At 45.3% G+C, this 13,914-nt stretch carries 11 protein-coding genes; 10 read left to right on the top strand and 1 reads right to left on the bottom strand.

The window, feature by feature from the left end:
- The first annotated feature begins 44 nt into the window (after window positions 1-44).
- The 10 genes from MHI38_RS04865 to MHI38_RS04820 all read left to right on the top strand — a co-directional run bounded on the left by MHI38_RS04865 (window position 45) and on the right by MHI38_RS04820 (window position 13,413).
- The gene (locus tag MHI38_RS04865) at window positions 45-920 is read left to right on the top strand and encodes a GDSL-type esterase/lipase family protein (protein WP_154890574.1); all 876 of its coding nucleotides are present in this window, start codon (window positions 45-47) and stop codon (window positions 918-920) included.
- The gene (locus MHI38_RS04860; protein WP_154890573.1) at window positions 921-1,886 is read left to right on the top strand and encodes an ABC transporter ATP-binding protein; all 966 of its coding nucleotides are present in this window, start codon (window positions 921-923) and stop codon (window positions 1,884-1,886) included.
- Window positions 1,879-2,868: an ABC transporter permease gene (locus MHI38_RS04855; RefSeq protein WP_090917066.1), complete on the top strand. Its 990-nt coding sequence runs from the start codon at window positions 1,879-1,881 to the stop codon at window positions 2,866-2,868. Before MHI38_RS04860 ends, MHI38_RS04855 begins: the two co-directional genes overlap by 8 nt.
- Window positions 2,869-2,944: 76 nt before the next feature.
- Complete coding sequence (gene parE / locus MHI38_RS04850; protein WP_090917064.1) at window positions 2,945-4,924, top strand: DNA topoisomerase IV subunit B; 1,980 nt, start codon at window positions 2,945-2,947, stop codon at window positions 4,922-4,924.
- 12 nt (window positions 4,925-4,936) lie between these two features.
- A complete protein-coding gene (gene gyrA, locus MHI38_RS04845) occupies window positions 4,937-7,399 on the top strand; it encodes a DNA gyrase subunit A (protein WP_154890572.1) in 2,463 nt (820 codons plus the stop codon).
- A 225-nt stretch (window positions 7,400-7,624) separates the two neighbouring features.
- Window positions 7,625-8,071 (top strand): MarR family winged helix-turn-helix transcriptional regulator, encoded by a 447-nt coding sequence (locus MHI38_RS04840; RefSeq protein WP_154890571.1) that lies wholly within the window; start codon window positions 7,625-7,627, stop codon window positions 8,069-8,071.
- Window positions 8,072-8,294: 223 nt separating this feature from the next.
- Window positions 8,295-8,612, top strand: coding sequence for an ArsR/SmtB family transcription factor (locus MHI38_RS04835; RefSeq protein WP_090917058.1), 318 nt, complete (start codon window positions 8,295-8,297; stop codon window positions 8,610-8,612).
- Entirely contained in the window at window positions 8,605-11,085 is a 2,481-nt protein-coding gene (locus tag MHI38_RS04830) for an FAD-dependent oxidoreductase (protein WP_308723377.1), read from the top strand. The genes MHI38_RS04835 and MHI38_RS04830 overlap by 8 nt, the downstream gene beginning before the upstream one ends.
- A gap of 367 nt (window positions 11,086-11,452) precedes the next feature.
- Window positions 11,453-11,899 (top strand): MarR family winged helix-turn-helix transcriptional regulator, encoded by a 447-nt coding sequence (locus MHI38_RS04825; protein WP_253493588.1) that lies wholly within the window; start codon window positions 11,453-11,455, stop codon window positions 11,897-11,899.
- Window positions 11,896-13,413, top strand: coding sequence for a DHA2 family efflux MFS transporter permease subunit (locus MHI38_RS04820; protein WP_253493590.1), 1,518 nt, complete (start codon window positions 11,896-11,898; stop codon window positions 13,411-13,413). Before MHI38_RS04825 ends, MHI38_RS04820 begins: the two co-directional genes overlap by 4 nt.
- Window positions 13,414-13,554: 141 nt before the next feature.
- Here MHI38_RS04820 and MHI38_RS04815 read toward each other — a convergent pair whose 3' ends face one another.
- Window positions 13,555-13,911, bottom strand: a complete 357-nt coding sequence (locus MHI38_RS04815; protein WP_154983637.1) for an MGMT family protein — start codon at window positions 13,909-13,911, stop codon at window positions 13,555-13,557.
- Window positions 13,912-13,914 lie beyond the last annotated feature (3 nt).

Below are 13,914 nucleotides of genomic sequence, written 5' to 3'. Positions count from 1 at the left end.
GAAAGCCATTATAAATTATTTGTAACTGACTGGAGATGTGATGGATGAAAAAGAACAAAAATCTTGATTCAGCGCCTTGGATCTGGAGAAGTGTAAGCACGATATCCATAGTAGCAACACTGCTATTGATATTTGGATTTGCTTACGCCATAAAAGATGTTATTTTTCCGCAAGGGGATTCAACGTTAAATGAGGGACAGAAGGCTGCGGCTCCAGCTAAAGATGCTCAAAATGGGGGCAATAAAGCGATTGTAGAAGACGGCAAAATCCGAATGGCTGTCATTGGCGATTCCCTTGCAAGAGGAACGGGGGATGATGAAGGACTTGGATTTGTTAGACGGGCGGCTAATCTGCTCAAAGATGAGGGTCATGATGTACAGGTACTTAACAATCTGGGTGTAAACGGTCTGCGAACAGATGCGTTGTTAAAAAAGCTGGATGAACAAGGGGTTCAATATGTTTTGCAACAATCCAACTTTATTTTACTCTCTATCGGTGCGAATGACCTGTTTCAAGGTGGACAGGTTCTTCAAGGTGAAGACCCGCCAACAGCCGAGAAACTGGCTGCCGCCTTGCCGGAGACATCCAAACGTCTACAGGAAATTTTGAAGAAAGTGAAAGAAATCAATCCGAATGCTCAGATTGCATATATCGGATTATATAATCCGTTTGGTAATGTGAAGGAACTGGAGAAGCCGGGCAATGCTGTTGTTGCAGCCTGGAATGACGCGGCGATGTCCATCTTGAACAATGAAGATAACATGACACTTGTGCCAACCTTTGATCTGTTTGAGAATCATCTGGACGAGTATCTTTCATCTGATCACTTCCATCCGAATGGACAAGGTTATCAGCAGATGGCCGTTCGCATTGCACAGGAATATAAAGGGAATAAACCGGCAGAAGGGAGCGCGAAATAAATGGCAGAGAAGCAGTATGATTCCGTCTTGTCCGTACAACACCTGAAGAAAAAAATTGGACGGAAATGGATTATCAAAGACGTCACTTTTGATGTCAAACCTGGTGAAATTTTCGGTTTTTTGGGGCCGAATGGTGCGGGGAAAACGACAACGATTCGTATGCTGGTTGATCTGATTAAACCTACAGAAGGAAAAATTTCGGTCTGTGGTTACGACGTGAATCGTGATCCCGAACGAGCGCTCAAATATGTCGGTTCCATCGTGGAAAATCCTGAGGTATATACATATTTGACCGGGTGGGAAAACCTGGAGCACTTTGCCCGGATGCAACCAGGCGTTGATCATGACCGTATTCAGGAAGTGGTCAATATTGTGCGTCTGGATCAACGTATTCATGATAAAGTTAGAACCTACTCACTAGGTATGCGCCAGCGGCTCGGAATTGCCCAGGCATTACTTGGAAGACCACGGTTGCTGATTCTGGATGAACCAACGAATGGACTTGATCCCAAAGGGATTAAAGAGTTACGTGAATTTATCAAACAGCTCGCCAGTGAGGGGATGGCAGTGTTCGTCAGCAGTCACTTGTTAAGTGAAATTCAACTTCTCTGTGATCGGGTAGCCATAATCAGTACCGGCCGTGTGCTCGCAGTTGGTGGTGTGAATGAACTGATCGAAGACCATTCCAAGGTGGCGATATGGCATCTTACACCTTTTGATGCAGGCCGTCAGCTTTTACTTGATAAGGGGATTACGCTGGTTAGCCGCCCCGGTGATGTGATGGATGATACGATTGTTGCAGGGCTCGGTGCGAATGCTGTTGTTGCCGAGATGCATGAAGAACGGATACCGGAGCTGGTACAGCAGATGGTTGAAGCAGGCATTCAGGTTGAGGGCGTACAACGGATTCAGCCTACACTTGAACAACTATTCTTAAAAATGACAGAAGGTGAATCCATTGAATAATATCATGCCGCTCATTCGTAATGAGACCATTAAAATGGTCAAGAAGAAACGTCTTTATATTATTTTTATCGTTCTGGCCATCCTTGTTCCGATGTTCACGTATGCACAGATGAAATCGGCTCAGAATAATCAAGACAAGTTCGGTGGTGACTGGAGGCTTGAACTACAACAAGCGATTACGGATAATCAGAACTCACTAGGCAGTGATCGGGTTCCCGAGGAATACAAAAAGTATAGAACCGTCTATATCCAGCAGATGCAATACTATCTGGAAAATAACATTAATCCCAAAGAACCAGGCGGTGTGACGTTTACAAGGGAATTTATGAACAATGCCGTTGGATTGTTTATCCCGCTTTTGATTATGGCAATTGCTTCAGACCTGGTGTCAGGAGAACGGACAACAGGCACGATCAAAATGTTGCTGACTCGCCCCGTTAGACGGTGGAAAGTGCTTCTAAGCAAACTGATCACATTGATCATGTTTGTTTCGATCATCGTCGTTTCTGCTTATGTGATCTGTTACGGGATATCGGGGGCCGTTTTTGGTTACAAAGGTTTCGGCATGCCTGTCTTCACTGGATTCAAAGTGGTTGGCACCGAAGTGGATATGTCTGCCGTACATGCGGTAAGTCAATGGCAGTACATGCTGATGCAAGCAGGTTTGATCTGGTTTGTAAGTATCATCGTGGCTATGCTGGCGTTTATGGTATCGGTTCTTGTTCGCAGTACAGCGGCAAGTATCGTAATTATGATGGCTGCGCTGATCGCTGGAACGATTCTAACCAACATGGCAGCTTCGTGGGAAACGGCGAAGTATTTGTTTATGGTGAACCTGGAACTGCCTGATTATTTGTCCGGCGGATTGCCACCAATTGAAGGCATGAACCTTGGATTTTCCCTTATTGTGCTTAGTGTTTGGGGCGTTGCATCACTCATTGTATCATTCCTTGTCTTTACGAAACGGGATATCTTGAATTAAAATGGACAAGGATAAGAAAACATCTGTTTGCATTTCAGGCATTTTTGTAGTTTCAAGTTAAGAAGGGGGAGCATGAATGGTCGAGCAAATCGATATGTCGGCAGGTTCGACAGGCGGAGGACAGGGCGCCTCGGGCTACGACGCGGACGACATTCAAGTACTTGAAGGACTGGTAGCGGTTCGGAAAAGGCCGGGGATGTACATCGGCAGCACCAGTACTTCAGGTCTACATCATTTGGTATGGGAGATCGTAGACAACGCTGTCGATGAGCACCTAGCCAAATTCTGCTCCAAAATCGATATCACGCTGCATAAGGACGGTTCTATTACAGTTCAGGATAACGGAAGGGGAATTCCGACAGGTATACATAAAACAGGGATTCCCACTCCCCAGGTCGTGTTTACGATTTTGCACGCAGGCGGTAAGTTCGGTGGATCAGGATATAAAAAATCAGGTGGTCTGCACGGTGTAGGGGCTTCGGTCACCAACGCATTGTCAGAGTGGCTTGAAGTCGAAATTTTCCGTGATGGTAAGATCCATCGTCAACGTTTTGAATATTGGCAGGACAAAAAAGGCGTCGAACATGTAGGAGAACCCGTGACTGGTCTTGAAGTATTGGGTAATACCAATCGCACAGGCACCAAAGTTACGTTTAAACCGGATATTCGCGTTTTTCAGAATGGAATTCAGTTGAATTATGATACACTGGCAGAACGCCTTCAGGAGATTGCTTTCCTGAACTCGGGTCTGAAAATTGTGCTTAAGGACGAACGTTCAGGCAACCAGGATGAGTATATGTACGAGGGCGGCGCGAGCCAGTTTGTTGAGTTTTTGAACGAAAATAAAGATGTACTTCATGACGTTATACACTTCTACGCAGATAAGGACGATATCGAGGTAGAAGTGGCAATCCAGTATAATGCGGGTTATACAGAAACACTTGCTTCCTTTGTCAATTCGATCCCGACCCGTGGTGGAGGAACGCATGAGACCGGATTCAGGGCAGCCTATACCCGTGTAATGAACGACTACGCTCGGCGTACCAGCATGATCAAGGAAAAAGATAAAAATCTGGAAGGTAATGATCTGCGTGAAGGCATGATGGCGGTAATTAGCGTCAAAATGTCTGAAGTGGAATTTGTCGGTCAGACCAAAGATCAGCTCGGAAGTGCTTCTGCTCGAAGTGCAGTTGATTCAGTGGTCTCCGAAAATATTCAACGTTTTCTGGAAGAGAACCCGCAGGTTGCACAGACCTTGATTCGCAAAGCAGTGCAGGCGTCCAAAGCGAGAGAAGCCGCGCGGAAAGCCCGTGACGAGATGCGAACAGGGAAAAAGCGCAGTGAAAGTTCTAACTTGAATGGCAAGCTGACGCCTGCGCAATCGAAAGATTTTACACGCAATGAATTGTTTATTGTGGAAGGTGACTCTGCAGGTGGTTCAGCCAAGCAAGGACGGGATTCTAAAATACAGGCGATTCTGCCGTTAAAGGGAAAACCGTTGAATCCGGAAAAATCGAAGCTTGCGGATATTTTGAAAAATGAAGAGTATCGTGCAATTACAGCAGCAATAGGCGCAGGAATCGGAACGGAGTTTGCCGTAGAGGACAGCAATTATTCCAAAATCATTATCATGACGGATGCAGATACGGATGGCGCACATATCCAGGTGTTGCTACTTACGTTCTTTTACCGTTACATGAAACCGTTAATTGATGCAGGGAAAGTATATATTGCGCAACCGCCTTTATATAAACTCACTCGTAAATCCGGCAAAATGGCAACGGTAAGATATGCCTGGACGGACGAAGAACTTGCGAATTATATGAAAGAGTTCGGAAATAATGTCGAATTACAGCGTTATAAAGGACTTGGTGAGATGAACCCGGATCAACTGTGGGAAACAACGATGAACCCGGAGACACGCGCTATGTTGAAAGTGGAGATTGTGGATGCAGCCAAAGCAGAGCGTCGTGTATCTACATTGATGGGTGACAAAGTGGATCCACGCAAACGCTGGATTGTAGAGAATGTCGACTTTACAGAGTACGAAGAATAGAAGGTGCTTGGAATGAGTCTATCAGAACAATTTATGCCGGCCTTTCTTGAAGAGGTCGTTGGTGACCGTTTTGGTCGCTACTCCAAATATATTATTCAGGATCGAGCGATTCCCGATGTGCGGGATGGATTAAAGCCAGTACAGCGGCGTATTCTTTACGCCATGTACGACTCGGGCAATACACCGGAGAAGCCATATCGTAAATCTGCCAAAACGGTAGGAGACGTTATGGGTAATTATCACCCTCATGGTGACTCCTCGATCTATGAAGGTATGGTACGAATGGCACAGCCATGGAAAATGGGCCATATGCTTGTAGACGGACACGGTAACTGGGGCTCACAAGACGATGATCCGGCTGCAGCTATGCGTTATACAGAGGCTCGTTTGTCATCTATTGCAATGGAGATGCTTCGTGATATTGAGAAACGCACCGTGTTGTTTAAAGATAACTTTGATAATACAGCCAAGGAACCGGTTGTGTTACCTTCCCGTTATCCCAACCTGCTGGTCAATGGGGTAAGCGGAATTTCTTCCGGTTTTGCAACCGAGATTCCACCGCATAATTTGCGTGAAACGATTGATGCTTGTATTGCTGTCATGGAGAAACCGTCCATTGAACTGGACGAAATCATGATGTTCATCAAGGGACCTGATTTTCCAACAGGCGGCTTAATTATGGGCGGCGACGGTATTCTGGATGCATATCGGACAGGTAAAGGACGAATCTACATACGTTCCAAAACCGAGATCGAAAATATGCGTGGCGGCAAGCAACAGATCGTTATTACGGAGATTCCTTATCAGGTGGTTAAATCCCGTCTTGTTACGGCGATGGAAAATATCCGCCTGGAGAAAAAGGTTGAAGGTATCGCAGAAGTTCGGGATGAAAGTGGACGCGAAGGATTACGGATTGTTGTTGAGCTGAAAAAAGATGCGGATGCACAAGGGATTTTGGCTTATTTGCTGAAAAAAACCGACCTGCAAGTCACATACAACTTCAATATGGTCGCGATTGTGAACAAAGCGCCGCAGCAACTTGGTCTAAAAGCGATTCTGGAAGCTTATATTGCTCACCAACGCGAAGTAGTAACTTTCCGAACCAAGTATGAGCTGGAGAAAGCGGAAGACCGTGCTCATGTCCTGGAGGGGCTGGTGAAAGCCCTTAACATTTTGGATGAAGTAATCGCAGCGATTAAAGCTTCGAAGAATCGTCAGGATGCTCAAAACAATCTGATCTGGATGTTTGGGTTCACGGAACGTCAAGCGGATTCTATTCTCACCTTGCAATTGTATCGTTTGACGAATCTGGAGATTAATTCGTTGCAAAAAGAGCTGGATGATCTCATGAAGAAAATTTCACAGCTACGCTCGATTCTCGATAGTGATCGGAAGCTGATCGGGGTCATTCGTAAAGAACTGCTGGAGATCAAAGAGAAGTACGGAATTGAGCGCCGCTCCGCCATTCAGGGTGAAGTAGAGGAACTTAAGGTTAATCTCGAAGTATTGGTCAACGCAGAAGATGTATTTGTGACATTGTCCAGAGAAGGATATGTCAAACGTTCGAGCATGCAGTCCTTCACACGTTCTGGCGGTGAGCGAAGTGCTAGCGGTGTAAAAGAAGGAGATTATATCTCCCAGGTGCTTGAAGTAAATACATTGGAGAATTTGCTTGTCTTCACACAAAAAGGGCAATATTTCCTCCTGCCTGTGCATCAGGTGCCGGAGTTTAAGTGGAAAGATCCGGGTACCGCCATTGTTAATGTAATTCCTCTGGCGAAGGATGATCGGATCACCAGTGTACTGGCGATCAAATCGTTCGAGGAACCAGATCACAGTCTGGTATTTGTAACCCGCAAGGGACAGGTCAAACGAACTGAACTTAAGGAATACATTACAAAGCGCTCGGGTGCCGTAGCGGCATGCAAGGTTGCTAAGGATGATGAAGTGCTGTCCGTACATCTAAGTACGGGCGGGAAAGATATCATGCTGATTACCAAAGAAGCGATGGCGATTCGTTTCCGTGAAGATGAAGTGAATCCGATGGGACGTGTCTCTGGTGGTGTTCGTGGTATTCAATTGAAAGATACGGATGAAGTAGTCTCTGTGTTATGGGTAGAGGGAGATGAGGGAGAGGTAGCTGTATTGAGTGACCTCGGTTATGGTAAACGATCCTTGCTTCTGGACTATGCCCCGCAGAGCCGTGGTGGTAAAGGCGTGGTTACCTTTGAATTCAAGGAAGGTAAACGTGTTAAACCGAATGGTAGCCGTATTGCAGGTGCATTCTACTGTAAAGAGCAACGTCAGTTGACGGTGATGACCAAAGAGGGACAAGCCCATACGGTCTCATCCGAGAGCGTTCCACTCACAGAACGTAAACACATCGGTAAATTACTTGTTCCTGTAGACAAACAGGACGAAATTACCGAGCTTATTCAGGATTTTAATGAGAATCAACCGGGGACAACCTCCTAAAAAAGATAAAAGACTCTCTGCCGACAGTGCTGATTCTGTCGGGTGAAGAGTCTTTTTTTGTTGTTCTTGGGCGGATGAGAAGTGCATCATCAAGCGAAGTTTAACAACCTTCGTCGATTACAGTCGATCGCTGGGAAATTGAAAAAATGCAGCAGGAATGCGGCTTTGAAGCGCGAAAACTTAAGCAAATGAAATGATTATCCGTTGCAGGAGGAGTGATGTTCGATGTATAATTCCGATTTTGCTAAATGCTGGTCCAGATTAACCAAAGATTATAAACTGCATATGGATCAGGAATTAGCCCCTTCGTTAACAGAGGCACAGCTTGCGGTACTTGAGGTGCTCGAAGATCATGCAAAGATGAAACCATCTGATTTGATTCCATTTCTTGCGACAACACCTGCTGCAGTAACGATGTTATTGGATCGAATGGAGAAAAATGGCCTCATATGCAGAGTTCGTGATGATCAGGACAGGCGGATTGTGTGGGTTTCATTATCCGATAAGGGCAGAATGGAAACCACGCGTGGTATCACGATCCGCAATGAGTTTATGAATTCCGTACTGAGCAACATCTCGATGCACAATCAACAATTGCTTGTATATCTGCTTGGGAAAATGACTGCACCCAAAACGAATGCGCAAGAGCCTGCCTTAACGAGTTCAGGTTAAACGAGCAAAATCTGATCGTGAAATGAGTGTAGTAAATAATCTGATGATGTTAAAAAACAAAACGAATAATGCAATGATCATAAATAAGCATACTTCTGGTCATTAGGGCCAGGTGTATGCTTTTGTCTTTTTATTTTGTTGAGTATGGTTTGTAAAGAATACACATTGACAACTAAATCATTATATCGTAATATTACGTTATAACGTTTGAGGAGGAATCATTTTGGAGTTGCCTGCGTTCGATCGGAATCAATTAAAACAGTTTGACGAGCCAGCAGAGTTTCTTAAAGCGCTGTCTCATCCCGTACGTTTATGTATCGTCCGTGGTTTGATGCGCAAAAAAAAATGTAATGTTTCATATATGCAGGAATGTCTGGATCTCCCGCAGTCGACGGTGTCACAGCATCTGCAGAAGCTTCGCAGTGCGGGTATTGTTGCTACAGAGCGAAATGGCCTTGAAGTCAATTACGTACTGGCTGACTCACGCGCGGAGCAGTTAGTCATGATTTTATTTAAAGAGGATGGTTGCGAAGATGAATAAACCTAAAAAAGTGTTAATCGTGGGGGGCGTAGCAGGCGGTGCATCTGCTGCTGCACGCCTCCGTCGTCTGGACGAACATGCCGAGATTATTATGTTTGAAAAAGGCCCATATATCTCATTTGCCAATTGCGGATTGCCTTATTACATTGGAGGTACGATTGAAGAACGGGGGCGATTGCTCGTACAGACACCGAAGGGGATGGAGGATCGTTTCAATATCGATGTTCGTACACAAAGCGAGGTTATCGCTGTTGATCCAAGTAAACGAACCGTGCAGGTACGTAGTGCCGAGCGTGGTTTATACGAGGAAAACTATGATGAATTAATTTTGTCACCTGGTGCTCGTCCACTTGTGCCCGATCTGCCCGGCAAAGAGAATCCATTGATATATACCGTGAGGAACATTCCTGATATTGATCGAATCAAAGAACAGATAAGTTCTGATAACAACAGTACTTCGATTGTCATTGGCGGTGGGTTTATCGGTGTAGAGATGGCTGAAAATTTGAAGGAAGCTGGACTGGATGTAACTTTGATTGAGGGGAATGATCAGCTGTTAACCCCGTTTGATCCGGAATTGGCAGCTATGCTAGCTCAAGAGATGGAGCAAAATGGAGTAAAGCTTTTATTTTCACAGCGGGTTCAAGGCTTCCGTACGTTAGATCAAGGTATTGGTGTGGAATTGTCCGATGGCAAGATATTATCTGCAGATATGGTCATTCTGGCCATTGGGGTTATACCCGACACCTCATTTTTGCAGGACAGTGGTCTAGCTCTTGGTTCACGCGGACACATCATAGTTAATGACAAAATGGAGAGCAGTGTTCCGCATATTTATGCCGTGGGCGATGCCATCGAAGTGAAGGATTACATTCATGGCACGCAGACAGCAATTCCCCTTGCCGGTCCTGCCAACAAACAGGGACGGATCGTAGCGGATCAGATTGCCGGTCTTCCCACCACCTATAAAGGCACTCAGGGTACATCGATTATCAAAGTGTTTGGTTTGACAGGGGCATCTACGGGCACTAATGAAAAAACGCTGAAACGAATGCAAAAAGACTATCGAAGTGTTATCGTACACCCTGCATCTCATGCTTCCTATTATCCTGGTTCTAGTGCAGTTACGTTGAAATTACTCTTTGCTCCGGATGGGAAGATTCTAGGTGCACAAGCTGTGGGCTACGAAGGTGTGGACAAACGAATTGATGATATTGCAGTGGCGATTCACTTCGGGGGAAATGTACGAGATCTTACGGAACTGGAACTCAGTTATGCACCGCCATACTCTTCTGCAAAAGACCCGGTTAATATGGTCGGATATGCTGCCGAGAACATCTTGGACGAACGAGTGCATTCCTACACGTATGATCAACTTGCAGAACGTGACCCTGCCCAGTCCGTATTAGTGGATGTTCGGAGTGATCTGGAACACCGTAACGGTAACATTCCCGGGTCTCTATCCATTCCGGTGGATGAGCTTCGTCAGCGGCTTGGAGAGCTGGATGTAACCAAAGAAATCTGGGTTTATTGTCAGGTTGGACTTCGTGGTTATACCGCTACACAAATTCTACGTCAGCATGGCTATCAGGTGAAGAATTTAAGCGGGGGTTACAAGACGTATCGTCAGGCACAATTCAAACCTGCAGGCGTAGAACCCCAAAAAGAGCAAGGGAGAATTTTGATGAATGGGAATGCAAATGAAAACAAAGGATCAGGAGAAGATGCATCTAGGGAGCTCCATATTGATAATGAACTGAATGTATGTGGTTTGAGTTGCCCTGGCCCGCTAATCGAGGTTAAACAAAAAATGGATCAGTTGGCAGACGGACAGACCCTACGGGTCAAAGCTTCAGATCCAGGATTTTATGAGGATGTGAAGGCTTGGGCAACCATGTCGGGGTCTGACGTACTCAAGCTGGAGCGGGATAAGGGCGGGGTAATCGAGGCCGTTCTGGCCAAGAATACTTCGCCTGTCACAAGCGGTTCAATGCAACTTGAAAAAGCAAGTACAATGGTCGTATTCAGTGGTGAACTCGATAAGGCCATCGCCTCCTTCATTATTGCTAATGGAGCAGCAGCCAGTGGGCGGAAAGTTACGATGTTTTTCACCTTCTGGGGCTTAAACATGATTCGTAAACAAGAGATGCAGCAGGCACCTGTCAAAACAGGCATGGCCCGTATGTTTGATCTGATGTTGCCGAGCAACAGTCTGAAGCTGGGACTCTCCAAGATGAATATGTTTGGTGCAGGACCGAAAATGATTCGAGGGTTAATGAAAAAAAATAACGTAGCTTCGCTGGAACAACTCATGCAATCGGCTATCGCTCAAGGGGTTGAGATCGTAGCTTGTCAGATGTCGATGGATCTGATGGGCATACAACGTGAGGAATTGATCGATCAGGCTGTCATTGGCGGTGTGGGTTATTATCTCGGACAAGCGGATCATGCAAATCATAATTTGTTTATCTAGAGCGTGTATATTAACCAAAAGCTAAAACTGATCTTATGTTCAAACTTATTAACCGTATCAAACCTCTATTTCACCTAAAGTGGAATGGAGGTTTTTTTTATTTTACATGATGACAAGAACATCAACATCGAAGGTCTACACTACGGTGCATAATCTTATCACTCAGGGAAAAGCTACAACCAAACTGATTAGCTGCTATTGGGCTTGCTTATATAATGTATATATCAAATATAATATGTCTTAATATTATTTTCTTAAAATCATATGTAAAGAGTTGACTATGTAAATATTTTTGTTATAATAAGTAATTGTTCCCCTGATATTTCGTGTACGAAATATTATATTCCATAAGTAAAAGGGTGAAACAATGACGGATACGTACGAGGTATTTTACATTATCAACTCATTTCGACAAGTGAATCAGATGCTTTTCCGGGCATTCTGGAATGAAAACAAGGAGATCGAGCTCACTTCGATCCAGTTTATGGTGTTATCCATCCTTAAGGAGCGACCTGCAATTGGCATTAACGAGATTGCTGATCTGTGCCATATGGGTAGTAGTTCGATGAGCGCTGTAGTAGAACGTCTCGTGAAAGGCGAGTACATCGTACGGACACGATCTGATGCAGATCGCCGTTCTGTGGTACTACAGATTACAGCCAAAGGGGAAAAGGCTCAACAGGAGACACAACAGCTCTGGATGGAGCGTGTATCACCTATACTGGATATTTCGAAGGAAGATCTAGAGCACCTGCTTCGCATTCATAGTCTGATGATTGAAAAGTTACAAGGAAGAGAGATGAACAACTTATGAGCACAACAACTGCTACAGCTCCGTCCTCTGCGATGGACAACATCAAGAAAGGCCCCATTGTAGCGGCCTTGTTAATTGGTGCCTTTGTGGCATTTTTGAACCAGACCCTGATGAACGTGGCTCTTCCTAAAATTATGGAGGATCTCGGCATCGGGCCGAACAAAGCCCAGTGGCTTACGACGGGTTACATGCTTGTCAACGGGGTGTTAATCCCGGTTACGGCATACTTGATTGCCAAATTTTCAACACGGCAAATTTTTATAACAGCTATGACCTTATTTACGATCGGTACGCTAGTCTGCGGACTAAGTCCGAACTTCTCGATTCTTATGGTGGGTCGTGTTATTCAAGCCGCGGGTGCCGGTATTCTGATGCCGCTGATGACCGTGGTATTTCTGACGATTTTCCCGATTGAGAAGCGTGGGCAGGCGATGGGAACGATGGGGATAGCCATGATTCTCGCACCAGCAATTGGTCCTACGTTGTCCGGTTATATCGTTGAGCACTATTCCTGGAGATTGTTATTCTACATCATTCTGCCATTCTCCGTGATCGCAACAGCGATTGGTATTGCATTTGTCAAAAACGTAACACGTCAGTCCAAGCCGAAACTGGACTCTGTTGGCGTAATTCTATCCACACTCGGATTCGGTAGCTTGCTGTATGGTTTCAGTGATGCGGGTACAGACGGATGGGGAAGTGCTGTTGTCATCAGCTGCCTCGTAGTTGGTGTCATTTCCCTGATTCTGTTTGTTATTCGTCAGTTGACGACCGATCATCCGCTTTTGGAGTTCCGTATTTTCAAATACAACATGTATACCTTAACAACCATTATTAATATGCTTGTTACGATGGCTATGTTTGCAGGCATGATCTTGCTCCCAATCTTTCTGCAAAATATCCGTGGGTTCTCACCGATTGAATCCGGCTTGCTCATGATGCCAGGTGCCATCCTAATGGGAATTATGTCTCCGATTACAGGTCGCATCTTCGATAAAGTCGGTGCACGCTGGCTCTCCGTTACGGGTCTGGCTATTACAGCGGTTACCACATGGGGACTCAGCCGTTTGGCCATTGACACCACGTATGGATATATGATGTTTATCTACACTGCTCGTATGTTTGGTATGTCGATGCTGATGATGCCGATTCAGACGGCTGGTCTGAATCAGTTGCCTCAACGACTTAATGCTCATGGTACAGCGATGTCGAACACACTGCGTACAGTGGCAGGTGCGATTGGTACAGCGATTCTCGTAACGATCATGAGTAGCAAGCTCAAGTCGCATCTGGCGGAAACGATGGCTACGGGTACAATTGACCCGAACAACAAAACAGCGGTGCTGGCTGCTACAGCAGATGCAACCATCTATGGTGTCAACTATGCCTTTACGGTAGCCACCTTTATGACAATTGCAGCGCTGATTATGGCTTTCTTCATTCAGAAAACCAAACCAGCTACCGAACCGGTAAACGCAGAGAAAGAAAAAGCCAAAAAAGTAGCAACAGCTTAAAATTAGACTTGAAATCTATAACGAATAAACAAAAAAAGAGAACTCTCAGGCTGCCAGTAGGACACATCTTCTACGGCAACGAGAGCTCTCTTTTTTTGTTTTACAGATGACATATCACTAAGCAAACGAAAGAATATACTGTCATTCATTTTCATCTTTAATTGAAGTCACATCATGCAGTAACCAATCTGGATCAGGTTCATAACCGAAACGTTGGAGATCGATGCTCCCATCCAGCTGGAATTCCACACCTTCACTGACAAGCTCGGTTTCCTGCATCATGCGTGATGCTTCATCGGTTATGGCAATTTGTCCTTTCGCATTGACGACCCGATGCCAGGGTAAGCGTTCCTTCCGGCTCATAGAGTGCAGAATACGAACGACCTGTCTTGCCGCCCTTGGGCTTCCAGCGCAGGCTGCAATCTGTCCATACGTCATTACCTTTCCTTCAGGGATCGCAGCAATAATGGCGACAACCTGCTGTGTGAACGGGGTCATGAA

This window comes from Paenibacillus sp. FSL K6-1558, assembly GCF_038002565.1.
GTDB classification, from domain to species: Bacteria; Bacillota; Bacilli; order Paenibacillales; family Paenibacillaceae; genus Paenibacillus; species Paenibacillus polysaccharolyticus.
Note: the sequence above shows the minus strand (reverse complement) of the source record. Positions and strands in the feature narration are given on the sequence as shown.

Excerpts from the sequence above, each read along its gene's own strand:
- MHI38_RS04865 (WP_154890574.1), top strand. The coding sequence starts at position 45 with ATGAAAAAGAACAAAAATCTTGATTCAGCGCCTTGGATCTGGAGAAGT.
- MHI38_RS04860 (WP_154890573.1), top strand. The coding sequence starts at position 921 with ATGGCAGAGAAGCAGTATGATTCCGTCTTGTCCGTACAACACCTGAAG.
- parE (WP_090917064.1), top strand. The coding sequence starts at position 2,945 with ATGGTCGAGCAAATCGATATGTCGGCAGGTTCGACAGGCGGAGGACAG.
- gyrA (WP_154890572.1), top strand. The coding sequence starts at position 4,937 with ATGAGTCTATCAGAACAATTTATGCCGGCCTTTCTTGAAGAGGTCGTT.
- MHI38_RS04840 (WP_154890571.1), top strand. The coding sequence starts at position 7,625 with ATGTATAATTCCGATTTTGCTAAATGCTGGTCCAGATTAACCAAAGAT.
- MHI38_RS04830 (WP_308723377.1), top strand. The coding sequence starts at position 8,605 with ATGAATAAACCTAAAAAAGTGTTAATCGTGGGGGGCGTAGCAGGCGGT.
- MHI38_RS04825 (WP_253493588.1), top strand. The coding sequence starts at position 11,453 with ATGACGGATACGTACGAGGTATTTTACATTATCAACTCATTTCGACAA.
- MHI38_RS04820 (WP_253493590.1), top strand. The coding sequence starts at position 11,896 with ATGAGCACAACAACTGCTACAGCTCCGTCCTCTGCGATGGACAACATC.
- MHI38_RS04815 (WP_154983637.1), bottom strand. The coding sequence starts at position 13,911 with ATGACCCCGTTCACACAGCAGGTTGTCGCCATTATTGCTGCGATCCCT.